At 70.3% G+C, this 22,200-nt stretch carries 25 protein-coding genes; 11 read left to right on the top strand and 14 right to left on the bottom strand.

Annotated elements, in window-relative coordinates:
* The first annotated feature begins 134 nt into the window (after nt 1-134).
* Nucleotides 135-878 (top strand): aquaporin Z, encoded by a 744-nt coding sequence (aqpZ, locus tag AC3A3L_RS14555; protein ID WP_487640757.1) that lies wholly within the window; start codon nt 135-137, stop codon nt 876-878.
* Nucleotides 879-929: 51 nt separating this feature from the next.
* Nucleotides 930-1,403, top strand: coding sequence for a PLDc N-terminal domain-containing protein (locus AC3A3L_RS14560; protein ID WP_487640758.1), 474 nt, complete (start codon nt 930-932; stop codon nt 1,401-1,403).
* 109 nt (nt 1,404-1,512) lie between these two features.
* Here AC3A3L_RS14560 and AC3A3L_RS14565 read toward each other — a convergent pair whose 3' ends face one another.
* From AC3A3L_RS14565 to AC3A3L_RS14580, 4 genes are all read right to left on the bottom strand, one after another.
* Nucleotides 1,513-2,538, bottom strand: coding sequence for a calcium-binding protein (locus AC3A3L_RS14565; RefSeq protein ID WP_487641195.1), 1,026 nt, complete (start codon nt 2,536-2,538; stop codon nt 1,513-1,515).
* Complete coding sequence (locus AC3A3L_RS14570; RefSeq protein ID WP_487640759.1) at nt 2,513-3,334, bottom strand: calcium-binding protein; 822 nt, start codon at nt 3,332-3,334, stop codon at nt 2,513-2,515. The genes AC3A3L_RS14565 and AC3A3L_RS14570 overlap by 26 nt, the downstream gene beginning before the upstream one ends.
* Before the next feature lie 542 nt (nt 3,335-3,876).
* On the bottom strand, nt 3,877-4,203 hold the full coding sequence (gene trxA / locus AC3A3L_RS14575; protein WP_487640760.1) for a thioredoxin: 327 nt from the start codon (nt 4,201-4,203) through the stop codon (nt 3,877-3,879).
* 82 nt (nt 4,204-4,285) lie between these two features.
* On the bottom strand, nt 4,286-4,585 hold the full coding sequence (locus AC3A3L_RS14580; protein ID WP_487640761.1) for a hypothetical protein: 300 nt from the start codon (nt 4,583-4,585) through the stop codon (nt 4,286-4,288).
* Nucleotides 4,586-4,852: 267 nt separating this feature from the next.
* Between AC3A3L_RS14580 and AC3A3L_RS14585 the strand changes: the two genes are divergently transcribed.
* A complete protein-coding gene (locus tag AC3A3L_RS14585; RefSeq protein ID WP_487640762.1) occupies nt 4,853-6,220 on the top strand; it encodes a VOC family protein in 1,368 nt (455 codons plus the stop codon).
* Entirely contained in the window at nt 6,207-6,977 is a 771-nt protein-coding gene (locus tag AC3A3L_RS14590) for an SDR family NAD(P)-dependent oxidoreductase (protein WP_487640763.1), read from the top strand. Before AC3A3L_RS14585 ends, AC3A3L_RS14590 begins: the two co-directional genes overlap by 14 nt.
* Here the strand turns inward: AC3A3L_RS14590 and AC3A3L_RS14595 are convergent.
* The 7 genes from AC3A3L_RS14595 to AC3A3L_RS14625 all read right to left on the bottom strand — a co-directional run bounded on the left by AC3A3L_RS14595 (nt 6,974) and on the right by AC3A3L_RS14625 (nt 14,487).
* Nucleotides 6,974-7,432 carry an ester cyclase gene (locus AC3A3L_RS14595; RefSeq protein WP_487640764.1) on the bottom strand — a complete coding sequence of 153 codons (459 nt, stop codon included), beginning with the start codon at nt 7,430-7,432 and terminating at the stop codon, nt 6,974-6,976. The two genes, AC3A3L_RS14590 and AC3A3L_RS14595, sit on opposite strands and share 4 nt — an antisense overlap.
* 47 nt (nt 7,433-7,479) lie before the next feature.
* A complete protein-coding gene (locus tag AC3A3L_RS14600) occupies nt 7,480-8,355 on the bottom strand; it encodes a PhzF family phenazine biosynthesis protein (RefSeq protein WP_487640765.1) in 876 nt (291 codons plus the stop codon).
* Entirely contained in the window at nt 8,345-9,190 is an 846-nt protein-coding gene (locus AC3A3L_RS14605) for a CPBP family intramembrane glutamic endopeptidase (RefSeq protein WP_487640766.1), read from the bottom strand. The genes AC3A3L_RS14600 and AC3A3L_RS14605 overlap by 11 nt, the downstream gene beginning before the upstream one ends.
* 56 nt (nt 9,191-9,246) lie before the next feature.
* Entirely contained in the window at nt 9,247-9,651 is a 405-nt protein-coding gene (locus AC3A3L_RS14610) for a RidA family protein (protein ID WP_487640767.1), read from the bottom strand.
* A 207-nt stretch (nt 9,652-9,858) separates the two neighbouring features.
* Nucleotides 9,859-13,065, bottom strand: coding sequence for an ATP-binding protein (locus AC3A3L_RS14615; protein WP_487640768.1), 3,207 nt, complete (start codon nt 13,063-13,065; stop codon nt 9,859-9,861).
* Between the two features lie 254 nt (nt 13,066-13,319).
* Nucleotides 13,320-13,922: a hypothetical protein gene (locus tag AC3A3L_RS14620; RefSeq protein WP_487640769.1), complete on the bottom strand. Its 603-nt coding sequence runs from the start codon at nt 13,920-13,922 to the stop codon at nt 13,320-13,322.
* 229 nt (nt 13,923-14,151) lie between these two features.
* Nucleotides 14,152-14,487: a rhodanese-like domain-containing protein gene (locus AC3A3L_RS14625; RefSeq protein WP_487640770.1), complete on the bottom strand. Its 336-nt coding sequence runs from the start codon at nt 14,485-14,487 to the stop codon at nt 14,152-14,154.
* A 1,003-nt stretch (nt 14,488-15,490) separates the two neighbouring features.
* Between AC3A3L_RS14625 and AC3A3L_RS14630 the strand changes: the two genes are divergently transcribed.
* Nucleotides 15,491-15,886, top strand: a complete 396-nt coding sequence (locus AC3A3L_RS14630; RefSeq protein WP_487640771.1) for an alpha/beta hydrolase family protein — start codon at nt 15,491-15,493, stop codon at nt 15,884-15,886.
* 42 nt (nt 15,887-15,928) lie between these two features.
* On the opposite strand, the gene AC3A3L_RS14635 is transcribed toward AC3A3L_RS14630, so the two are convergent.
* The 3 genes from AC3A3L_RS14635 to AC3A3L_RS14645 all read right to left on the bottom strand — a co-directional run bounded on the left by AC3A3L_RS14635 (nt 15,929) and on the right by AC3A3L_RS14645 (nt 18,185).
* Complete coding sequence (locus AC3A3L_RS14635) at nt 15,929-16,711, bottom strand: GNAT family N-acetyltransferase (RefSeq protein WP_487640772.1); 783 nt, start codon at nt 16,709-16,711, stop codon at nt 15,929-15,931.
* Between the two features lie 127 nt (nt 16,712-16,838).
* Nucleotides 16,839-17,438 (bottom strand): DUF1330 domain-containing protein, encoded by a 600-nt coding sequence (locus AC3A3L_RS14640; RefSeq protein ID WP_487640773.1) that lies wholly within the window; start codon nt 17,436-17,438, stop codon nt 16,839-16,841.
* A gap of 165 nt (nt 17,439-17,603) precedes the next feature.
* Nucleotides 17,604-18,185: a YceI family protein gene (locus tag AC3A3L_RS14645; protein ID WP_487640774.1), complete on the bottom strand. Its 582-nt coding sequence runs from the start codon at nt 18,183-18,185 to the stop codon at nt 17,604-17,606.
* Between the two features lie 265 nt (nt 18,186-18,450).
* On the opposite strand from AC3A3L_RS14645, the gene AC3A3L_RS14650 reads away from it, so the two are divergent.
* The 6 genes from AC3A3L_RS14650 (at nt 18,451) to AC3A3L_RS14675 (ending at nt 22,097) form a co-directional block, all read left to right on the top strand.
* On the top strand, nt 18,451-19,344 hold the full coding sequence (locus AC3A3L_RS14650; RefSeq protein WP_487640775.1) for a CPBP family intramembrane glutamic endopeptidase: 894 nt from the start codon (nt 18,451-18,453) through the stop codon (nt 19,342-19,344).
* Nucleotides 19,345-19,575: 231 nt separating this feature from the next.
* Nucleotides 19,576-19,860, top strand: coding sequence for a hypothetical protein (locus tag AC3A3L_RS14655; RefSeq protein WP_487640776.1), 285 nt, complete (start codon nt 19,576-19,578; stop codon nt 19,858-19,860).
* 36 nt (nt 19,861-19,896) lie between these two features.
* The gene (locus tag AC3A3L_RS14660) at nt 19,897-20,355 is read left to right on the top strand and encodes a MarR family winged helix-turn-helix transcriptional regulator (protein ID WP_487640777.1); all 459 of its coding nucleotides are present in this window, start codon (nt 19,897-19,899) and stop codon (nt 20,353-20,355) included.
* Nucleotides 20,356-20,470: 115 nt separating this feature from the next.
* Nucleotides 20,471-21,001, top strand: a complete 531-nt coding sequence (locus AC3A3L_RS14665) for a hotdog family protein (RefSeq protein WP_487640778.1) — start codon at nt 20,471-20,473, stop codon at nt 20,999-21,001.
* The gene (locus AC3A3L_RS14670; protein WP_487640779.1) at nt 20,994-21,602 is read left to right on the top strand and encodes a cysteine hydrolase family protein; all 609 of its coding nucleotides are present in this window, start codon (nt 20,994-20,996) and stop codon (nt 21,600-21,602) included. The genes AC3A3L_RS14665 and AC3A3L_RS14670 overlap by 8 nt, the downstream gene beginning before the upstream one ends.
* 102 nt (nt 21,603-21,704) lie before the next feature.
* Nucleotides 21,705-22,097, top strand: a complete 393-nt coding sequence (locus AC3A3L_RS14675; protein WP_487640780.1) for a hypothetical protein — start codon at nt 21,705-21,707, stop codon at nt 22,095-22,097.
* Nucleotides 22,098-22,200: the final 103 nt, after the last annotated feature.

The following is a 22,200-nucleotide window of genomic DNA, read 5'->3' on the forward strand; positions in this document are numbered from 1 at the left end:
GCCTAGCGTGCCCGGTGATGGTGAGTGCGAGCTCCCGTCGTGGTCTGGCCGGTCCGCACGACCGGCGGCGTCCGGACGACGTCGTCACGGGGCGACCGGACTGTCCGGGGTCCACGTTGATGGAGGAGAGTGACATGGCAGTCGCGCCCAGCATGAGCAAGCGTCTCGCGGCCGAGTTCCTCGGCACCTTCGTCCTCGTCTTCGGCGGGTGCGGGACGGCCGTGCTCGCCACGACCAACGAGCAGGTCGGTGTCGGCTGGCTCGGCGTCTCGCTCGCCTTCGGCCTGACCGTGCTCACGATGGCCTATGCGGTCGGCCACATCTCGGGCGGTCACTTCAACCCTGCCGTCACGCTCGGCGCGGCGGCCGGTGGTCGGATCCCCTGGAGGGAGACTCCGGTCTACCTCGCCACGCAGGTGGTCGCCGGGCTCGCGGCGGGTGCGGTCCTGCTCGTCGTGGCCAACGGACTGGACGGCTTCTCCGCGCAGGAGAGCGGCTTCGCGTCGAACGGCTACGGGGACCGCTCACCCATGGGCTACGACCTGCTCGCCTGCCTGGTCATCGAGGCCCTGCTGACCGCGGTCTTCCTGTGGGTGATCCTCGGCGCCACCGACAGTCGCGCGCCCAAGGGGCTCGCGCCCTTGGCCATCGGCCTGGCGCTGACCCTGATCCACCTGATCAGCATCCCGGTGACGAACACGTCGGTGAACCCGGCGCGGTCGATCGGCGTCGGCGTGTTCGCCGGCAGCGACGCGATCGCACAGCTGTGGCTGTTCATCCTCGCTCCCGTGGTCGGCGGCCTCGTCGCCGGTTTCTCCTACGCAGTCCTCCTCGGCGACGAGGATGCCGTCAGCCTCCCCGAAGCAATGGAGACCTGACGGGGCGTTGCGGTCGCTCACTCCTGGTCAGCTGATGCTCACCCTCCGCGGGTGAGCGGCGACCACGACCGGCGGTGCCACACTGCGGAAGACCGGTCGCCCGACCGGACCTGCGAGAAGGGCGCTGCCATGGACTCCAACATCAACGGCTTCGGGGACGTGCTCCTGTGGTCCTTCTGGTTCTTCATCTGGATCGCCGCACTCATGGTCTGGTTCCGGTGCCTGTTCGACCTGTTCGGTGACCACACGCTCAGCGGCTGGGGCAAGGCCGGATGGGCGCTGCTCCTCATCCTCGTGCCCTGGCTGGGCGCCCTGATCTACCTGATCGCCCGCGGCCGCAGCATGAACGAACGGCAGCTCAGCAGGGCAAGGGAGATGCAGGCCGCGCAGGAGCAGTACATCCAGCAGGTCGCCGGCACGTCGACCTCACCTACCGACCAGATCGCCAACGCCAAGGCGCTGCTCGAGTCCGGCACCATCGACCAGCGCGAGTTCGACACCCTGAAGGCCAAGGCTCTCGCCTGAACCCACGCCCGCAGTCGTCGAGTGCGACCGGTGGGCAGGGAAGCGATGCCGACGCGCGCCTGTGGGGTGCAGATGGTACGCACTTGCCAAGCCGTGGTCCGCTTCGCACTCAACGCGGCGACAGAGTCCAGCTCCACGTGTCGGTCTTCTCGTCGCTCGGGTGCTTCTCCTCGGTGCCGGCGATGGCGAACGTGTCCGGGTCGTAGCTGCGTCCCGTCACGTACCCCGCGAGGTCGACCGGGGCGAGGTGCTCGAAGTCGCCGTTGGGGCAGTGCCACACGGTGGGGAGGGCCGGCTCGAGGTTGTTGACCGACAGGTCGTAGGTGTTGTTCTCCGTGACCAGGCGCAGCATCGCCATGGACGAGGACATGGTGAACGACTCCTGCTCGTGGAAGGTGCACTCGTAGTTGTGTCCGTCGATTGCGTACGAGCCGCTCCCGCCCTTGACCTCGTAGTAGACGTCGGTGCCGACCGTCCCGGCCGTCCTCGCCAACGTGAAGGTCATGGACCAGGTGCCCTCGGCGCGGTGGCTTCCGGCGGGCACGGTCCATGGGGTGTAGAGGTCGCGACCGGTGACGGTCACGAAGAACTCGTTGGGGGCGCCGCCCTCTTTGCAGGAGGCCTTGGTCTCGACTGAGTCGTCGCACACGTCGACGTCGTCGGGGGTGTTGTCCTCGGGTCCCGGGGACCCGCCGTGGCAGTAGTCGGTGCCTGCGTCACCGCGGCAGGTGTCGGCGCCCTCGTTGCCGTGCATGGTGTCGTTGCCGTCCCCGCCGTGGAGGGTGTCGGCCATGGCGCCTCCGGTGAGCAGGTCGTTGCCGGCTCCGCCGGTCAGCAGCGCGCCGTTGACCTTGGACATGATCTTGTCGTCGCCGTCCTCCCCGAGGCCGGCGGCGCCGGGCGCCTCGAGGGTGATGACGTCGTTGTCGGGACCGCCGAAGACGAAGTCGTTGGATCCGGGGCCGCTTGTCAGCGCGTCCGCGCCCTGATCGCCCTTCACCTCGTCACGGTCGGCGCCGCCGTCGATGGTGTCATTGCCTGCCTCGCCGAAGAGGCGGTCCTTCCCGGCCCCGCCAGTGACGTGGTCGTCGCCGGCGCTTCCGTGGGCCTCATCGGCGCCGGGCCCGCCGATGATGGTGTCGTTGCCGTCGTGGCCCCACGAGGAGCGAGCTTGCGGAGGACGACGTGAGGGTGTCGTTGCCGGCGTCGCCGGTTGCGATGCCCTGGTCGGCCTGGATGGTGATCGCGTCGTCGCCTCCTCCGCCGTAGGCGGCGTCCTTCACGCCGCTGCCGGTGGCGAGCTTGTCGTTGCCGCCGTTGCCGTAGATCTTGTCGCGGTCTTCCTGACCGTCGAGCCGGTCCTTGCCGGCGCCGCCGGTGATCTTGTCCTCACCGTGCCCGCCGTCAACCTTGTCGTTGCCCTCGGCGGCGTCGATGACGTCTCCGCCTGGCCCGCCCGCGAGGTGATCATTGCCCGGGCCGCCGTCGAGACGGGTGTCCTTGGCGTGCGACTTGACGGTGTCGTCACCATCGCCGGCGAAGGCGGAGGAGCTACGGGCGTGAAGGGAGATCGCGTCCTCGCCGGGGCCGCCGAAGGCGTAGTCCTTGTCGCCCGCGCCGGTGTCGAGCATGTCGTCGCCGGTGTCACCGGCAAGCTCGTCTCGCCCGGCCCCGCCGTCGAGGTCGTCGTCACCGGTTCCGCCGCAGATGGTGTCCTGGCCGCCGGCGCCGGTGATGACGTCGTCTCCACCGAGCCCGACGATCACGTCCTTGCCGGGGGTGCCGTGCAGTCGGTCCGGTCCCTTCGTGCCGACGATGGTCGCCCGCTCGCCGCGGCAGTCGGGGTGCGCCGCGTTGGCGGCGCTGAGACCCGCTTGGACGAACAGCGCTGTTCCGAGGACCGTCAGCAGCGCAAGGATTGGTGTCCGCAACGCCCGGGCGGCGGCTCGCCGCCTGAGTGATCGTTCGCCGCGGCTCGTGTGGGTCCTGCTCGGTCGCAGGGAGGGCTTCATCATGGGGTTCCTTTCGGTTCTCGGGTGCGAGTGGGTCGGGTGGCGGGCTGCTCCCGGGGCGTTGGCAAGCGCGCGGTTCAGGGGGCGGTTCGACAGACCGCTCGGGGGCAGCCTGTGGGGAGTACGGCGTTGGTCGTGTCGACCGCGAGGGGCGGGTGGGACGGTCCGATCCGCCGCCGTCGCTGTGGGAGCCGGGCGAGGCGTGCGACGCCTGAAACCCTGGCCGTGACGCCGGGCTGCCGCGGATCTTCACCTTTTCTCCTTTGTTGCTGGTATCGACTGGCGACGAACCCTTGATCCGCGGAATGGCGGGACGGACGGGCGCGTGGCGGCAGGCCGACGAGGCGCCACGGGTTGCGCGGCGCGGGTTCGTCGCGTGGCGGCCGGTGCCGCCGGCCAGCCGCGCGGGTTCGTCGCGTGGCGGCCGGTGCCGCCGGCCAGCCGCGCGGGCCGGACCTGGGTCAGCCGACGAAGCCGTCGAGCTCGCGCAGCAGCGCGGACTTGGGTTTCGCGCCGCGGATCTGCCGGACGAGAGCGCCGTCGGAGTACACGTTCAGCGTCGGCATGCCCGTGATGCGGTACTCGGCGGACTTCACCGGGTTCTCGTCGACGTTGAGCTTCACGATCCGGAGCCTGCCCTGGTTCTCCTCCGCGATCTGCTCCAACAGGGGCGCCACCTGCAGGCACGGGCCGCACCACGGGGCCCAGAAGTCCACGAGCACGGGGATGGGCGAGTTGAGGACGACCTCCTCGAAGTTCGAGTCGGTGACGTGGTCGATCTTGGTCATGCTGGATTCCTTGATGGCAGTAGGGACTGCGGCGCGCCGCGAGTGGCAGGCCGCGCGAGACGGGTCGAGCCCGTCAGCACGTTCAGGGGCCGGCGACACTTCGGTCGCCGCCGGCGGCCCGGCGCCTTGCAGCCTCGCGGTGGTCCTGCAGACGCTGCAGTTCCGCGCGCTGGTAGCTCTGCAGGGCCTCCGGGAGCGTCGCGAACGACAAGACGAGGGCGGCGTTGGCGCGATGCCGCTCCATCTGCCCGTCCGCGCCCGCAGCGGCATCCGCCACGACCACGCCGGTCCCGGATAGCAGGGCGTCGGCCGCCCGCGCGCCGAAGTCGGCCAGGGCGGCGTCCTCACGCGGGTCGAAGTGAAGCGTCAATAGAGCGGTCACGCCCGTTCCTCCCTCGGTTTCGGCAGGCGCCTCGCGCCTCGACACCCCACAGCCTCGGCGCCACGCGTTGGGTGAGCGTTGAGCCGCCGTGCGGACCGCCACCGCCCGAGGAAGCGGGACACGGCACGGAAGCCGGTGGTGCCCAACACAGACGCAACACGAGGGGCGTGTGATGGCGACAGCAGACGAGCCGGACCCCCGCCGGCAGACGGACCACCGGCGGACCCGACGCGCTACCGGTCCCGCCGCGCAGAGAAAGACAACAGCATGAACTTCCCCGACGCCGCCGTCGGACACCGGACCATGGAGTCGACGCCCCCCACTGAATCCCGCGCTGAATGCCGCGCTGAATGCCGCCCCGAATCCCGGGCCGAATCCCGGGCCGAATCCCGAGCCGACACCGGCGCAGGCTGGGAGCTCACCGTCCCAGTGCACACCGAGAGGACGCTGCTGCGGCGGCACTCGCGCCACGACGCCGACGACCTGCTGGTGTTCCACTCCGACCCCGCCGTGACCAGGTACCTGCCGTGGCCCGTGCGGGACCTGGAGGCCGTCGTCGCCACTCTGGAGGACAAGCTGCGCCAGACCAACCTCGACGCGGATGGCGCCTGGCTCAGCCTGGCGGTCGAGGAGAGACACACCAACCGGGTCATCGGTGAGGCCCTGCTCAGCAGGACGAACAGCGACGACGGGACCGCTGAGGTCGGCTACGCGCTGGCTCGCGACGTGCATCGGCGCGGGCTGGGCTCCGAGATCGTCGCCGCGCTGCTCGAGAGCGCTTGGCGGCAGCTGCCCGTGAACCGGGTCCTCGCGCACGTCGAGGCGCACAACGTCCCTTCGAGGCGCCTGCTGGAGAAGCTGGGTTTCCGCGAGCACGGGCGCAAGGGCGACGACCGCGACTCGACGCTGGTCCGGTACGTCATCGACCGGCCCGCAGAAACGGCCGCCCGGTCCATGCATGACGCATCAGTGACCGGCCGCACCTCACCTTCCCGTGCCGCCGTCCCGCAGTGCACCGCGACGTCGGCCCGGAGATCACAGCTTGAACACACACCCGGAGGAGAGTCGATGAGCACGCTGGACCTGCTGGAAGGCGTGGTCGAGTTCGAGGCTGAGCAGCGCCGACGTTGCGCGGAGCTCGGGCTCCCGGTCCCCGACGAGGTCAGCCACCTCGCCGTGCGCACACGCACTTGGGCAGACTACGTGGCCGCCAGGGACCGACTCGAGCGCTCCTGCCGCGCGAACCTCGAGAACGTGTGGAACGGTCGCCCCATCTCCAAGATCCTCCTCGCCGAACCGCTCACGCTCGAGGCGGGGCGAAGCGTCGACCTCGTCGAGCTCATCCCGCCGCCTCACCAAAGGGTCTACAGGATGGGCCTGGAGCACGTCGGGTACGTCGTCGGCGACGCGTTCGAGCAGTTCCGCAGCGAGCACCTGGCCGTGCTGACCGGCCAGCAGTTCCAGACCGTTGACTGCGCCCCCGTCTACGTCCTTTTCCCCGACTACACGCACGTGAAATTCTACGCCCGCTCCCTGATGCAGTACTGCGTGAGGGAGGGCGCGTCCTTCTCGGGCATCACGCACGCGGCGTGGACGCCGACGGGCGAGCAGGACGGCCCGTATGCGGTCGGCTGACGGAGCCGGCGTCGTCTACGACCTGAGTGGCGTCAACGTGCTCATTACCGGCGCGGGAGGCGGTCTGGGGTACTCGCTTGTCGACGGGTTCCTGCGCGCAGGGGCTTCTGTCGTCGCGCACCACCGCTCGCCGTCCCCGACGCTTCGCGATCTGGCAGCGCGGCACCCCGCGCTCCGCGCCGTGGCGGGCGACCTGCGCGAGGTGGAGACGGTCGAGCAGATCACCGACTCGGGCTACGACGGGAACCCGTTCGACGTCCTCGTGAACAACGCCGGCTCCTATCCCGTCACCCCCATCCTGCACAGTCCGCCCGAGACGTTCAGCCACGTCGTCGAGTCGAACACGCTCACGGCCTTCCACTGCCTCCACCACGCGGCCCGCCACATGCGAGAGGCAGGCGGCGGGTCGATCGTGAACATCGCCTCGCTCGCCGCCAGCCGTACGTCTGGGCAGCAGGCCGCCTACGACAGCGCCAAAGCCGCCGTCGTGCGGCTCACGAGGAGCGCCGCCGCCGAGCTCGCGCCCTACAACATCAGGGTCAACGCGGTCTCACCAGGCCTGCTGCACCGTCCCGGCATCGAGTCTGCATGGCCCGAGGGAGTGACAAGGTGGCGGCAGCGCTGCCCGCTGCGACGGCTCGGCACCCACGATGACGTGGCCCACGTCTGTCTTTTCCTCGCGGCTGGCGCGTCGTCGTGGATCACCGGTCAGGAGCTCGTGGTCGACGGCGGGATGAGCGTGGCGCCGTCCTACTAGTCGAGGGAGACGCCCCCGGTGGGTCCTCGTCGCTGGTCGAGCAACCGATCGACTTGTCGCTGCAGGCCGAGTCGGTCGAGCTGGATCCAGTACTCGACGATCTTGCCCTGGGCGACGCGGTAGACCGCCGACCCGAGGTCGGTGACGGGTCGGCCCGTTCCTTGCTTCCCGGTGTCGGTGAGGAGGTGGTGCCCGTCTTGGCGCCACCGCACGTACACGCGGTCGTCGTCGACGAGGAACTCGGTGACCGTGTAGCGGAATCGCCCGAAGGCCGCGAGCATGTCGCGCACGTGCTCGGCGTACTGCGCCGGCGTTCGTCTGACTGTCTCAGGGGTCTCGGAGACCATCTGGTGGCAGTCCACGAGGGGGGCCATCACCTCGACGGCGGCCGCGGGGTCGCCAGTGACCCGCACGCGGCCGAGGAAGGTCGCGACCACGGCGGCAGTGTCGGTCATGTCCGGCCATCGCGGCACAACTCCGGGCTCGACCTCGAACTGCCTGGTCACGCGAAGTCACCCTCGTCGTACGGCGACAGGGCCAGCCGGATGGCGGTGCCGCTCACCTGGACGCGGGCGTCGTCGGCGGCCACCTCGACGACGAGGCGGCTAGGCGCGCCCATGTGGTGTCCCTGCAGGATCTCCACGAGCCCGGGGACGGCGGGGTGGCCGATCGCGCGCAGGTAGCCGCCGAAGGCGGCGGCGGCCGCGCCCGTGGCCGGGTCCTCCACGACGCCGCCGGGCGGGAACGGGTTGCGGGCCTGGAAGCGCGCACGCGCCTCGGGCCAGAAGACGTTCGCCGTTGTCCAGGACTGCTGGTCCATGAGCCGGGCCAGCGAGTCGTAGTCGTAGGTCAGTCCCGCGAGCGTCTGCTCGGAGCGAAGTCCGAGCATCAGGTGGTCGTTGCCGGCGAAGGCGACGTGCGGGGGGAAGTCGCCGGACAGGTCGGAGCGGTTCAGCGCGAGCGCGTCGAGCGCACGGGCGAGTACCTCGTCCCCGAGTGGGCGGGAGCTGGCGGGCGGTGAGGTGAGCGTGGCGGTCACCCCGTCCTGGCCGTCTCGCGTGACGACGCCGATCTTCCCGGCCATCGTGGAGAAGAGCATCTCGCCGGCGCCGTGGCGGTGGGCGAGGGCGACGGCGGTCGCGACGGTGGCGTGGCCGCAGAACGCGACCTCGGCCAGGGGGCTGAAGTAGCGCAGCTGCGCGCGCAACGGGTTCTCGCTGTCCGGGATGACGAACGCGGTCTCGGAGTAGCCGATGGCCTCCGCGATCGACTGCATCTGGGCGTCGTCGAGGCAGTGGGCGTTGAGCACGACCCCGGCGGGGTTGCCGCCGCGGCCGTCGCGGGTGAAGGCCGCGTACCTCAGGGTCTCAGTGGTCATCTGCGGGCTCCAGGTGGTGGGACGTCCGGCTCGCACGGTCCATGCGACCCCGGCCGTAGGCATGGCGGGCCGGCGTCAGGAGGACGGCGGCGCCGAGGACGAGGGTGACCCCGTAGCGCAGCACGTCGTACTCGGGCTCCACGAGCTCTGCCGCCGCGTTGAAGGACGCGTGCAAGACCGCGATCGTGAGGATGCTGCGTCGCGACCACACGTCGAAACCGGCGATCAGCAGGCGCAGGCCGACGCCAGCCAGCAGGAGGTAGCCGACGTTGAGGACCCCCTCGCCGATACCTGCCGCGCCGTCGAACGCCAGGGGCAGATGGATACCGGCGAAGAGCACGGCCGTCACGAGGCTTCCCCACGCCATTCCCCATCGAGCCATCGCCCGTCGCTGGAAGAAGCCGGTCCAGGCGAGCTCCTCCCACAGGTTCACGATGAGGACGCTGGAGACGACGTTCACTGCCAGCCCGGCGAACAGGCTCGCGGTCAGCGGCGTGCCCACCCCGAGCGCGTGGGCGGCCAGGGCGGTCAGGCCGGGGATGAGCAGCAGCGCGGGAACCGTCAGCAGGATCGGCCGCGAAGGCCGGTAACAGTCGCGCCACAGTCGGCGCCCGTCGGTCTTCGGGTCCCTGCGCACGAGCAGGATCGCGGGAACGAGGAGGCCGACGAGGAGCGTGCCGAGCACGAACGGCTCCTGGGGCAGGCCCAGCAGCTGGTAGGCGGTCAGCAGGACCCACCCGACCGGCACGGCGATGCCGGCGAAGACGAGGAGGGGGCCGAGGGCGGGGTTATCTGGCTCGGCGGGGCGGGGAGCGGGTGCATTGTGGTCCGACATGCCCCCAGCCTGAGACCCGTGGATTGGGCCGGGGTTGGGGCGTGGTGGTGTGCTCATCACGCGTCCTGCGCGTTGTCAGCAGCAAGGGCCCACGCCTCGATCTCGACGGTGGCACCGCGGGGCAGCGCTAGCACGGCGACGGCGGTGCGTGCCGGCAGCACGTGGTCGGCGAAAGCGGACGCGTACGCCCGGTTCATGTCGGCGTAGTGGCCCATCGAGCTCAGGTACACGTTCACCTTGACGACCGAGTCGAGGGACGCCCCCGCCCCGGCGAGCACGTCGCTGAGGTTGCTCAGCGCCTGCGCGGTCTCGGCTTCGGCACCGCCGGCGACGAGCTCGCCGTCCTTCAGGCCGAGCTGACCCGACACGGCGATCCAGCCGCCGGCGAGACGGTGGGAGGAGAAGGGCAGGGCGTGACTGTCGTGCGCTCGCTCGGTGGCGAGGGTCTGTGTGGAGCTCATCGAAGGACCTCTTCCGGTCGGTTGACGGTACGGCGAGTCTCGCGACGCGGTGTTGGAGCCGAGTTGTCCCCGTGTGGGGCGCGTCGAGATCCTCGCGGCGAGGTGAAGTGCGAGGTGAAGTGCGAGGTGAGGTGCGAGGTGAGGTGCGAGGTGACGCGCCGGGGCGCTGGGACGCGGCCCGGTCGCGACCGCGGGTCATCGCCCGGGTCACCGGTCCCCGGTCAGCTCCTCGCGCCTCTTGGTCACGTGCGCGGCGAACAGAGCGCGGTACGGGCCTGGGTCGAGGACTAGGTCGTCCAGCAGCCGAGCGGCCTCATCGGCGCGCCCGGCGAGCGCGTATGCGTCGGCCAGCAGCATCCGGAGCGTGGGCGCCGTCCCAAGTCGTCCGGCTTTGACCAGAGCGGCGAGGTTGTCCTCGATCTCCCTGATGCACTCCTCGCTCGAGCCCGTCTCGTGGGCCGAGGACCATGCGAGAACGCTCGAGGTGACCGTGCCGAGCCAGCCGAACCCGTAACGCCCGTTGAGCTCGGTGCCAGCAGCCGCGAGCTCCCCGGCGTACCCTGGGCCCGCTACGTATGCGGCACTCACGGCGGCGAGGCTCCTGGCGACGGCGCGCGGGAACGGCCGGCCGTCAGCGTCGGCTAGGGCGACCGCCGCTCCGGTCGTGGACATGTGCTTGCTGGCGTCGCCGTTCAGGGCGGCCCAGTAGCCCTCGATGAGGAGCAGCATGACGTGCAAGTTCTCGTCGAACGCCCGCAACTCGCTCAGCGCGGCGGAGTCGACGTTCGCGCGCGCGCGCGTGAGCTGCTCCTCAGCCGCGTCGGCGTCTCCGACGGCCAGGAAGCGGAAGAGGTTCATGAGGTTGATTGCCGCCGCCGCTGCCGGTCCCGGTATCGGGGGAGTGTCAGTCGCACGCACACGGGTGACGGCCGGGTACAGCGAGCGCGCGACGTCGACGTAGGACTCGGCGTCGTTGCGATCCATCAACGCGAAGAACAGTGACCACCACAACACGGCCGTCTGGTCGTCGTAGGTGGCTGCTGTTGCCAACGCCCTGGCGCGGTCAACGACGACCAGGGCGTCCGGGTCGCCCCACCCGCGCTCGGCGGCGATCAGCCGGAACAGCCGGAGCAGCAGCTGCGCCTCGAGCGTGGGGTCGTTCGGCACGGCGTGACGCACCAGGTCCAGCGCGCGGCGCAGGTGCACCTCCGCCTGGTCGTAGGCGAAGAGCTGTGCCGCCGAGTCCGCCGCCGCCAGCTGCGAGGGCACCGCGTCGGCCCCCACGACGTCACGGGCCTCCCACATGTGTCGGGCCAAGGTCTCGGGGGCGGTGCCGGGGGCGCCCTCGAGGTGTGCTGCGATGGTGGCGTGCAGTCTGGAGGCGCGCCCGCGAGGCAGCGCCTCGACGAGCGTCTCCTGGACGAGGGCATGGGTGAAGCGCCGGGTGCTGCTGCCGGCGCTGGTCACCTCCACCAGCCCGTGCCTGGCCGCCTCGTCGAAGGCGTCGAGAGACTCCTCGACGCTCATGTCGACGACCCTGCCGGTGGCGGCGACCTCGAAGTCGCGGCCCATGAGCGCGGCCGCGTCGAGGATGTCGCGCGTGGACTCGCTCAGGGCGCTCAGCCGGCTGTTGATGACGTGTCGAACCCCGGCGGGCAAAGGCACGAACGCCTCCTCGGCGGTCTCGGGCCGCGTCTCGGCGAGCAGTCTGGCGAGCTGGCGGATGAAGAACGGGTTCCCGCCCGTCCGGTCGTGCACCAAGCCAGCGACTGACTCGCGTGTGGACGCGTCGGTGATCCGGGGGAGCGATTCGCCGGGGGCGTCGAAGAGCAGCGACTCCACTGCGCGCAGCGACAGGCCTGGAACGGTGATCTCGTACACGTTGTCCTCCCGCGAGACCGTCGCGAGCGAGGCCTCGAGCTCCGGACCACGGTCTGAAGCCAGGTTCCGGTATGCGGCGACGATCAGCAGCGGGCGCGAGCTGAGTGTTCCGGTGAGGTAGGACAGGAGCTCCAGGCTCGGGCCGTCGGCCCAGTGGATGTCGTCCAGCATGCAGACGGTCGGCCTGTCCCCGGTGGCCTGTCGGATGAAGGTCGAAACCGCCTCGTAGAGCAGGAACCGCAGTGACTGGGCGTTGTCGCCTGTCATCGGCAGCGCCTGGCCGAGACGGTCGGCGACACCGGGCGCGAGTCGCACGACAGACCGGGCTGCGCCCGCGGTGGCCTCAAGCAGCGCCTCGTCGTCGAGTGAGGCGGCGATCGACTCCACGATCTGGGTCCACGGCCAGAACGGAGGGGCACCGGTCACCGCGGCGGGCGCGCGGCCGGTGTGGACCGGGAGCCCGGCCCCGCGCGCGCGTCGCTCGAGGGACTCCAGCAGTGACGTCTTGCCGATCCCGGGTTCGCCGGCCAGCAGCAGCAGCGCGCCGCTGCCCGCTCCCGTGAGGGTGTCGAGCCTGGCGAGCATCGCGGCCAGCTCCGTCTCGCGGCCCACGAGGCGCCTCTCGCCGGTCGGCGGGCCGGCTGCGCCGCCCGGGCGGCCGGCCGGGGCCGGCTCGGTCGGGGGCTCGGTGGCGGGCTGTGCAAGATTTCCGTGTACGGCGGCGGTCGCCGCCTCCGGTGCTGGTGGCAGGTCGAGCGTACGGTCTTGGTTCAGGATCTTCTGCTGAAGCTCGTCGAAGTGCGTGGACGGGTCGATGCCGAGCTCGTCGTTGAGCAAGACGCGGAAACGCTGATGGACCGTCAGGGCGTCGGGCGCGCGTCCGGACCTGTACAACGCCAGCATGAGCTGGGCTCGAGGCCCCTCCCGCAGGGGGTGCTCGGCGACGAATGCGTCGAGCGCGGGCAGTGCGTCGAGATGGCGGCCGGAGCGCAAGAGTGCCTCGAAGCGACCCTCGGCGGCCCCGAGGTACGTCTCGTGCAGCTGCGTGATCGTGCTCTGAACCGCCTCGTGGTCCGCCACGTCGGCCAGCGGGTCGCCCGTCCACAGGTCCACCGCCGCGTCGAAGGCGGCCAGCGCGTCCTCGGTGCGCTCCGCGCGCAGGAGCTCGCGCCCCCGGGTGGCCAGTGTTCCGAGGCGGAAGGCGTCAACAGCCTGGGCCGGGACCTCGATGGCGTACCCCTGAGCCCGGGTGACCAGGACGCCACCAAGGCCCTCCGTGCCGCCGAGGGCCTGGCGGAGGTTGGACACGTACGACCGCAGCGTCACTGCCGCTTGAGGAGGCGGGGCGCCGTCCCAGAGTTGGTCGATGAGGCGCTCTGCGGGCACGGCGCGGCCGGGAGCGAGAAGCAGGAGCACCATCAGCGCGCGCATACGGCGGGTGGTGATCCGCAGCTCTACCCCGTCTGCGATGACCACCAGGGGACCGAGCACGCGGAAGTCCGCGCCGCTCCCGTCGGAGGTTCCTGTCACCATTCGACCGTTCCTTAGTCGTGCGTTGGGTGCAAGCGAGGGTGGAGCCGATGACGGTCCGGACGCTTGGGTCCGCTGTCGCCACGGTGCTGCTCGGGGTTCTGCTCGGGGTTCTGCTCGGGGTTCTGCTCGGGGTGCTGTTCGGGGGTGAGGCCATCTTGCAGCGTGGGCGCCGATCGCGGGCGCGAAGGCTCGACCGCCTTGGCCCGCGACCCTTCTTGGCCCCGGGCGGCGTGCGCGCCGCCCGGGGTGGGCTCTCAGTGGTCGCGGCGCGCGATCAGCTGGCCGAGGACGGTGTAGCCGACGAGGAGGTGGACGACCGACACGACCGTGCCGGCGCTGGCCCCGGCGGCACTCATGACCGGGATGGTGACGACTGCCCAGCTCTCGGCGATGAGCGGCCACCACCGCGCCTTGCCCCGCCAGCGGCCAGCGACGGCGACGCGGATGCCGAGGAGGAACATCCCGAGCATGGACAGCGGCCAGGTGGCGTCAAGCAGCGCCCACCCGGTCTTGTCGAGGTCGCTGATGGCGAAGGCGTCGACGAGGGTCGAAGTGAGGGCGAGAATGACCAGGGCGGCCTCGACGCGCAGCACGGCGCGCGCTACGCGGCCCGAGCCGATCGCGCCGGAGACGTACAGGACGCGCAGGAGCGCGAGGAGGCCAACCTGGAACAGGGCGGACCCGGCGCCGTAGACGAGGAGGTCGGCGGTCGCAACCGGGTCGAGGTCGCCGACGATCAGCTGGGAGACGGCCCAGGCGACGGCGCCGACGCTGAGCATCGTGCCGTGGCGGAAGTACGGGCGAGCGAGCACGCTGGGCGTGACCTCGCGTTGGGTGTCAGGGGTTGCGGTGGTCATGAGTGGGTCTTTCTTCGTCGTTCTGGTTCGGTCGCGTGAGTTCCACTGTCTCGGGGTGCGTGTGTGGTGGGTGACGAGGTTCCGACGAACCCGTTGCGAGGACGTTGCGCGGCGGTGGTGCGGGGTGTTCGGGCCGTTCCAACCGTCGACCCGAGCTGGGTCGATCACTCGGGCTGACCCGGGCTGACCGGGCTGCCTGGGTCACTCGCCCGGGCGACGGTCGGCGGCGTCAGACGGTGAGCGTCTGCTCGATGGGGTTGCCGGCCCCAGACCAGTCCTGGATGCCTTCGCGGTACTTCCGGACGTTGGTGTAGCCGAGCCGCTCCAAGCGGTTGGCGACGGCCTGGCTGTTGGGGCAGGCCTCGTTCGAGCAGTAGGTGACGATCGCCGCGTCCTTGTCCGGCAGGACCTCGGCGGCGAAAGCGTCGACATCGGACTCCACGAGGTTCAGTGCGCCGGGCAGATGGGCCTTGTCGTAGTAGGCGGCCGGGAGGGCGTCGATGAGCGTCACGCTGTTCTCGGCCACGGCGGCCTCGAGCTCGATGCGGGTGATGAGGGCGGTCATTGCTTCTCCTTCAGGGCGGGTTAAGTGCGGTTGCACGCACATAACTCTGACGACTGCCGCCGTGGATGTCAAATGTGGCGCCCTCGAGGTGTTTCCAGCGCAGCGATGACCTTGCGCCGGACGGGTGCGGCGCTACCGCGCGGCGCGTGACTGGGGATCGAGGCGGGCAGACCGAGGGCGACGGGTCCGGGTCGGGCGGTGGAGGAGGGGGTAGCGCTCGCTCTCGGCGGGGCACCACCGCCTCGCAACGAGTGCGCAAGGGCTTGGAGAGACGCTACGACTGGAGCGCGGCGCGGTCGTGCCGAGGAGGTATGGATGATTCAGAGTCCCGCTCGAGCGGTCGACGACCGGCGCGTACCGCGACGCCGGTTGGGCCGATGGGAGGTCCGATCTGTTGTAGTAGCGGCCGCGGTGAGCATCGTCCACGTGCTCGATGAGCACGTCTTTCGGCCGCTGGCGGGCGTGGAACGTGCAGCATCGCCGACGCTGGGCCTGATGGCACTCACGACCGCGGTAGTCCTTGCGTCGCTGAGGCTGCGACCGGCGGTCGTGGCGCCGGCACTGGCTCTGGTCGGGGCGATCTTCCTGGCTGACGGTGGGACTCACGTCGTGCAGCTCATGGGCGCCGACGATGGAGCCGCGGGTAGCACCGACGTCACGGGCGCACTCGTGGTCCCGGCCGGAGCGGTCCTCCTCCTTCTGGCGCTGCTCGGTGCTTTCCGGCGCCCGCGAAGCGACCGCAGTGCCTGGTGGCGCTGGTGCGACCGCGTCGCGACACTCGCCGCGGCTGCGGCGTTGACCGTCTACCTGATCATCCCGGCGACGATCGGCATGGTCCAGGTCCATCTACCCAGGCGTGCGCCGGCTCCGCCGCCGACGCTTGGATTCAGTCCGGTGACGCTGCACGCTGCCGACGGACCGGACCTCCTTGCCTGGTACCACCCATCACGCAATGGCGCGGCCGTGATGGTGCTCAACTCCGCACGCGGCGACCACGGCGGACGTGGCCCTGCAGGCCGCGGCGCAGGACGGGCGGATCGGGGCGGTCATCGCCGATGGGGCGACATCACAGAGCTTCGCCGACCGGCCGGCCGGCGTCGAGAGCGCGCTGTCGTCGTGGCCGATGTTCACGATGTCCGAGCTGGCCGGCGGGGCGAGCCCCTTGCCGCCACTGGACGCGGCGATCGTCCAGCTCGGGTCTCGCCCGGTCCTCCTCATCGCGGGAGGGTCCATCCCGACGGAGATCTCGCTCAACAAGCGTTATCTGGCGGCCGCTGATTCCGCGGAGCTCTGGGCGAACCCCGATGTATCTCACACCTCGGGGTTGGCGTCGCAGCCCGAGCAGTACGCCAGCCGGGTGTTGCGTCACTTCGACGCCGCGCTGCTGGCAGACCAATGAGACGTCGTCCTGTACGACGGGTCGCGCTCGGACGTCGCCCCGTCAGTTGGGAGGCGCGGACGCGGGCTCGCCGTGCACCTCAAGCTGAAGGTCGACGTAGACGTCGAGCCCGTCGACCTCGCGAAAGCCGAGGCGCGAGTAGACCCGCGCCGCGGCGTCGGAGTCCGGGTGGAGGTGCGCGAGGCGGCCGGGGCCGGCCTGCTGGACCAGCCAGGCGGACATGGCGGTTGCCACACCGCGGCGCCTGAAGGAGGGGTCGACCCCGATGCCTGCCACGTAGACCGCCGGACCCGCACCGCCGTCTGACGTGACTGCGTATCCGGTGGCGACGGGGTCGTCGCCCCAGTACGCGAGAGCGACGATGACGCGGTCGCTGTCGAGCAAGGGCTCGATCCACGGGGCCTGGTCTGCTCCGTCACCGCCGAACGCCGAGACGTCGAGATGCACGACGGTTGCGAGGTCGGCGGGTCCGGCGAGTACGAGGCGGATGCTGTCATCGGGCACTGGGGGGTGAAGGTCGTTGCTCGAGAGGGCCATGAGGCGCTTGCGGAACAACCTGCGGCCTGCGTGCCATGTCGCGTTTGCGGGTACGCGTGCCCCCCATGGAACGCCGAGGTCGGCGTACCACTGTGTCACTCGCCCCATGTCGATCGTGTCGGGGTCTAGGACGTCGACGTTGTTGTACTGCGGATGGGGGAGCCCGCTCGCCATGAGCATGCCGCCGGGTACCTCGCTGAACCCGCCGCCTCGATTGCGGTGGATCCAGCCGAGCACCTGCCAGGCGTCAGCATGGGCGAGCCGAGCTCGCCGCGTGAGGTCTTCCATGAGATTCACCTCTCCAGATGTCGGGATTGTCGGAGGACATGCGGCTCGGCTGGCGTTTCGCCACGGCGCCTCAGACGGCGCGCGGCAAACGCGGGCGCGGGAGCCCAGTGGTGGGCCGGGTCCTGTCTCAGGGGTGCGATTCGGTCATCTCGGGGCGTCGGTCGCGGACGATACGACGCACATCCTCGAGAGCTGTACTGATCCCGGCGCGTGCGCGCTCAGCGAGATCCCGGGCACCGGCCGGGTCCGCGTCCACGGCGTTCGTCAGAGCTTGGAGCTGCAGTGCCACGCCCGCAAGCAGAGAACCCAGACCGTCGCGCAGCTCGTCGCAGATCAGGTGCCAGTCTTCCTCGCGCCTGGCCTCGAGACGTTCCCGCTCACGTCGCAGGCGCTCGAGTGCCGGTTGCCCGAACGCGGCGAGCGACTCGGGGTGCGTGACGTCGACGACGAAGGCGGACCGCGGTGTGGTGGCTCGCAGGCGCTCCCCGACGAGCGTTTGGTACTCCTCGGACTCGTAGCGGCGCAGGGCCTCGACCGTGGTCCGGTACGACAGCACGACTGTGTGCGTGCCCGTTGGGTTTGGAGACTCGCACAGGGGCAGCGTCTCATCGGTGCTCGTCACGAGACGAGCCGTGCCGCCGAGGAGAACCTGCGCGGCCTCATCGCGGTACCGCGCAAGCGCCTCGCGGTCGTGCACGTCGTAATTGAGCACCAGCAGGACAGGCATCGGGTCGTCCTCTTCCAGGTTGTCGGTCGGGTCGTCGTAAGGGGTACCGGCGGCGTCACGTGGGGGGTGACGCCACCGGTGCCAGGCGCCGCGAGACGCCCCGGGTCAGGGCGGCATCTGGGGAGACGTCTCCGCGTTGGGATCTCGCGGTCCCCGCAGGGAAGGTCAGTTGCCCGCGAGGACGGTCTCGAGGTCGATCTCGATGTTGACGTCCTTGCTCACGAGCAGGCCGCCGGCCTCCAGTGCCACGTTCCACGTGATGCCGAAGTCCTCGCGGTTGACCTTCGCGCGTGCCGAGAAGATCGCGCGGTCGCCGCCCCACGGGTCGCGGACGTAGCCCTCGAAGGTGACCTCGAGGGGCACCTGACGGGTCACGCCGTGGATGGTGAGGTCACCAGTCACGGTGCCGTGGTCCTTGCGCCACTCGACCTCGGTCGACCGGAACGTGGCGGTGGGATAGGCGGCGACATCGAAGAGCTCCGCGGAGCGGATGTGCTCGTCGCGCGCGTCGCTGCCGGACTCGACGCTGGCCATGTCGATGGTGACCTCGACCTTGGAGTCGCTCATGTTCTCGGCGATGGTGACTGCGCCGGTCACACCGGTGAAGCGGCCGCGGACCTTGGTCACCATGAAGTGGCGGCCGATGAAGGCGACGTCGGTGTGCCCGGGGTCGATGTCCCAGGTGCCGGGGGCGGGGACGGTGGTGCCGTCGACGGTGCGGGTCGGGCTGGAGGAGCTGATGGTCATGACGTTCTCTTTCATGCGAAGGGCTGTGACGGTGGGAGTGGCTGGTCCCGGCGGGGGACGTGCCGGAACCAGCCACGGAGATCGTCACGAGACGGCGTTGTGACGCCGTTGCGGCCACGTGGGCTTCCCCCTTCGCGGCCTCCACGTGAAGCGGCCGGCGCCCGGCCAGAGCGGATGCCGTCGACACGACGGAAGGACCGTCCGCACTACGCGCGCTGAACGCCGGCACCACCCAGACGCAACCGCGCGGCCCCAACATCGAGGCATGAGTGAGACCAACCAGGCGCCTCCGTCATCGCTGGCACCGGACCGAGACCGCGCCCGTCGCGGTCTGACGATCTACTTCGTCGTCGTCGCGCTGCTCTCCGCGCCCCTCTACATCGGCATGGTGCGCACCGGCGCGTTCGACGGCGATCGGACCGGGCTCGCGTGGCTGATCCCGTTCATGGCCGTGCCGGCGACGGCCTCATCGGTGGCGCGCGCGCTGATGCGTGAGGGGTTCGCGGACCTCTCGCCTCGACGCCGCACGGCGCTGAGCCGACGGGTGACGCGACGCGCGATGTTGCTGCCGCTGGCAGTCGGCGCGCTCGCGTACTCGGCGGCCGCGGGCGCCGGACTGGTCGAGCTCGTCGTCCCGCCGGTCGTGCCCTGGGTGGCGCTGATCGTGGTGAACGCCGCACTCAACGCCGTCCTGGTGCCGGGCGAGGAGCTCGGCTGGCGCGGCTACATGGTCCCGCGACTGGTCGCGGCTGGCGCGCCGGCTCCGCTCGCCCTGGGCGGTCTGATCTGGGGCGTGTGGCACGTGCCGCTATGGCTGTGGGCCGACGTCGTGGAGGGCGGCCCGCACCCGGTCGCGCAGACGCTGCTGCTGCTGCTGCTGACGACCGCCCTGGGCTACGTGCTCGGCCGGATGCAGCTCGTCACGGGGACCGTCTGGGCGCCGGTGGGTCTCCACGTCGCATGGAACGTCGTCATCCAGACGGTGTTCGACCCCCTCGTCCGCGGGACCGACAAGTACCTGTGGATCGGCGAGGTCGGCGTGCTGACCGTCGTCGTCACGGTGCTTCTCGCCGTGTCCTATCACCTCCGCCCGTGGGGCACCGACCCCGACGCGCGCCGGACCCGTCGCATCACTTCCCACGACATGACCGTGGGCTGACCCCGCCTGCTTCACCTCAACCCATCGAAAGGGGAATGCCATGTACGCCCTTGTGACTCTCGTCCTCCTGAGCGGCATCTTCACTGCGTTGGCCGCCTGGGCGCGCCGGGACCGGTTCTCCGGAGTCCCGCTCGCACCTGCGCCCGCCGGACGGCGCACAGAAGCCGGTTCCCGAACCGTCCACCACGCGCTGAGCCGTTCCGAGCGCGATGTGCGATTGGCAGCGGGTCGATGCACCTGCTGAGCGCCGCGACGGCGGTCGTCGTCCTCGCGACGGTGTGGGTGGTCATCCTGGCCCTTGCCGGTCGCTCGCAGACTGCGCGGGCCGAACGTCGACCCCTGCGGGAGTGGCTGCTCGCCGACCCGGTCGCCGACCTACCCCGCGGGGCGGAGCGTGTGCGTGACGCCTGGAGGCGCGCCGAGGCGTTGGAGCGCAGGCGCCTGCTGCACCTCCAACCGTGGCTGCTGCCCCTGGACCCCGCCGAGAAGCCCGAGGGCGACCGCCGCGCTGGTTGATGCGTGCGTGCGCACTCAAAACGGTATGCTCGTGGTGTGGATCGACCGGACGACATCAGGGCCTGGGCAACCCTGCTTCGGGCGCACGCGGCGGTGCTCCCCAAGCTCGAGCGCGCGCTCGCCCAGGCGGGCCTGCCCATCACCTGGTATGACGTGCTGCTTGTCGTCAACGCCGCCCCCGAGCGCCGACTGCGCATGTCGGAGCTTGGCAGGCAAGCCGTCGTCAGCCGCGAGCGAGTGAGCCGGGTTGTCTCCGAGCTGGAACGCGTCGGACTCATGGAACGCCAACCGAACCCCGACGACAAGCGGTCGTCCTTCGCCGCGATCACGCCCGAGGGGCGCCGCCGGCTCAAGGCTGCCGCACCGACGTACCTGCAAGCGGTGGCCGAGCACTACCTCGCACACCTGAGCGCCGAGGAGATCGAGGTGATCTCCTCGGCGCTGTCGCGCGTCTTGGCCGCCGAAGAGGGCCAACCGAGCGAAGCACGCGGGTGAGGGGCGGACTCAACAGCTCCGCAACCGACTCACAATCCGGCCCGGCGAGAGTAGGCCCCGACGGACCCCCAGACCGAGAAGAAGGGCCCGTGCCAGCCAGGAACGGACCCTTTCCATGATTCTCGCTCACCGCCTTTCGCCCGCAGCCGCCCCGCTCCGCCCTGCCGTCACCGTCCAGCTGGACCGTCGCCTACGCCTGGGTCCGCCGCTGCAGCCCCAACCGGTCACGACGTCACTGCTGCTCGAGGACGTCCGTCCCGGGCGCGCGACCTTCTCGTCCACGGTGGCGACCGGAGTCCTTGACCGCGACGCAGAGCGGCTTTGTCGGACGCTTGCGCGGTTCGCCGCAGAAACCGCCGTGCAGTCGACTCTGAAAGCCGGCGCCGAGTTCCGTCCCGCGGCATTCCGGCTGACCCTCCTCCGGCACGACGCGCCAATCCCAGTTGGCCGCCTCGAGGCGACCGCCGAACTCATCAGCCGACAGAGCCGCGTCCTTCGATCCGCCGCCCTGGTACGCGACTCCGACGGCAACCTACGCATGCGCGCGACGCTCGTGGCGATGTCGTCCTATCAGACCGGACTCGCCAGCGACGGCGCGGCAAGACCACGACACCTGACCTCGCATCTTGGGGCAGACCGTGCCTGACGCCGTTCATGAACCACAGGAGTACCAATATCGAGCCGCGCTGATCGTCGTCGACGCGCAGGAAGGTTTCCGCGACTCCAAGTGGGGTCGCCGCAACAACCCCGCATGTGACGGGAACATCGCGGCATTGGTGAAAGCCTTCGCCTCGTCACCGCACGCTCTCATCTACGTCCGACACGACTCGGCCAACCCTCTGGGCTCGCTCTACCCCGGCAACCCCGGAAACGCCTTCAAGCCCTACCTGGCACCCGGTCCCGACCTCGTCGTGAGCAAGCAGGTCAACTCCGCCTTCCACGGATCGCCCGATCTCGACAGCTGGCTGCGTGCCTCCGACGTCGACACCCTCTACATCTGCGGCATCACCACGAACCACTGTTGCGAGACGACAGCACGCATCGCCGGCAACCTCGGGTACGACACCTACTTCATCCTCGACGCCACCCACACCTTCGACCGCACAGCACCGGACGGGACCCCGGTGACGGCCGATGAGCTCGCGCGTGTCACGGCCACGAACCTGCACGGGGAGTTCGCGACGGTGGTCTCGACCCGCGACGTGCTGGCCTCCCTCGCCGACGCCTTGCCCCGCACGTCCGGCTGACACAAGCCGCACTCAACGGCGCTCCCACGCTGGGACGCGACAGTGGGTGGACGACGCCGGTGCACGACCTCGCACCTGTCACAGCGTCCGAAGGAGTCAGCGATGCCCTACGTCACCGTCCACACCACCGCGCCGCTGCAAGCCGAGGAGGTGCGGGCCCTGTCCCGCGACCTCATCGACCTGCTCGCCTCAGACCTCGGCAAGGATCCCGGGCTTTCGCTCGTGCGGGTCGAGCAGGGGGCGGCGGCGATCCACGCGCACGAGGGCGCCGACGAACCCGAACCCGCCGCCCGCACAGTTGTAGAAGCCCACATCACCGCCGGCACCACCGACGAGACGCAACGAGCGCGGTTCGTCCGTCACGTCCGCGAGCGGTTCGAGGCTGGGGGCGTGAGCTCGCGCCTCGGATACGTCATCGTGCACCAGCACGACGCCACGTCCTGGGGCTTCGACGGATTGACACAAGCCGAACGAATCAACGTTGACCGTCGGTGAAAGGCACCAGGTGAGGCTTCCAGGTCGTAGTGGTGATGCGCTCAGGTAGCTGACCTGCGGAAACAGGGACTCTTCGGTTAGTTGGGGCAGTCCGTACGCAGTA

Source organism: Nocardioides sp. Soil_C_8 (genome assembly GCF_057656315.1).

Bases quoted from the DNA above. Each gene is read 5' to 3' on its own strand.
- aqpZ (WP_487640757.1), top strand. From the start codon at position 135: ATGGCAGTCGCGCCCAGCATGAGCAAGCGTCTCGCGGCCGAGTTCCTC.
- AC3A3L_RS14675 (WP_487640780.1), top strand. From the start codon at position 21,705: ATGCCCTACGTCACCGTCCACACCACCGCGCCGCTGCAAGCCGAGGAG.
- AC3A3L_RS14625 (WP_487640770.1), bottom strand. From the start codon at position 14,487: ATGACCGCCCTCATCACCCGCATCGAGCTCGAGGCCGCCGTGGCCGAG.
- AC3A3L_RS14590 (WP_487640763.1), top strand. From the start codon at position 6,207: ATGCGGTCGGCTGACGGAGCCGGCGTCGTCTACGACCTGAGTGGCGTC.
- AC3A3L_RS14595 (WP_487640764.1), bottom strand. From the start codon at position 7,432: ATGACCGACACTGCCGCCGTGGTCGCGACCTTCCTCGGCCGCGTGCGG.
- AC3A3L_RS14640 (WP_487640773.1), bottom strand. From the start codon at position 17,438: ATGCCTGTCCTGCTGGTGCTCAATTACGACGTGCACGACCGCGAGGCG.
- AC3A3L_RS14655 (WP_487640776.1), top strand. From the start codon at position 19,576: ATGCACCTGCTGAGCGCCGCGACGGCGGTCGTCGTCCTCGCGACGGTG.
- AC3A3L_RS14665 (WP_487640778.1), top strand. From the start codon at position 20,471: ATGATTCTCGCTCACCGCCTTTCGCCCGCAGCCGCCCCGCTCCGCCCT.
- AC3A3L_RS14620 (WP_487640769.1), bottom strand. From the start codon at position 13,922: ATGACCACCGCAACCCCTGACACCCAACGCGAGGTCACGCCCAGCGTG.
- AC3A3L_RS14605 (WP_487640766.1), bottom strand. From the start codon at position 9,190: ATGTCGGACCACAATGCACCCGCTCCCCGCCCCGCCGAGCCAGATAAC.
- AC3A3L_RS14635 (WP_487640772.1), bottom strand. From the start codon at position 16,711: ATGGAAGACCTCACGCGGCGAGCTCGGCTCGCCCATGCTGACGCCTGG.
- AC3A3L_RS14585 (WP_487640762.1), top strand. From the start codon at position 4,853: ATGAACTTCCCCGACGCCGCCGTCGGACACCGGACCATGGAGTCGACG.
- AC3A3L_RS14615 (WP_487640768.1), bottom strand. From the start codon at position 13,065: ATGGTGACAGGAACCTCCGACGGGAGCGGCGCGGACTTCCGCGTGCTC.
- AC3A3L_RS14600 (WP_487640765.1), bottom strand. From the start codon at position 8,355: ATGACCACTGAGACCCTGAGGTACGCGGCCTTCACCCGCGACGGCCGC.
- trxA (WP_487640760.1), bottom strand. From the start codon at position 4,203: ATGACCAAGATCGACCACGTCACCGACTCGAACTTCGAGGAGGTCGTC.
- AC3A3L_RS14650 (WP_487640775.1), top strand. From the start codon at position 18,451: ATGAGTGAGACCAACCAGGCGCCTCCGTCATCGCTGGCACCGGACCGA.
- AC3A3L_RS14645 (WP_487640774.1), bottom strand. From the start codon at position 18,185: ATGACCATCAGCTCCTCCAGCCCGACCCGCACCGTCGACGGCACCACC.
- AC3A3L_RS14610 (WP_487640767.1), bottom strand. From the start codon at position 9,651: ATGAGCTCCACACAGACCCTCGCCACCGAGCGAGCGCACGACAGTCAC.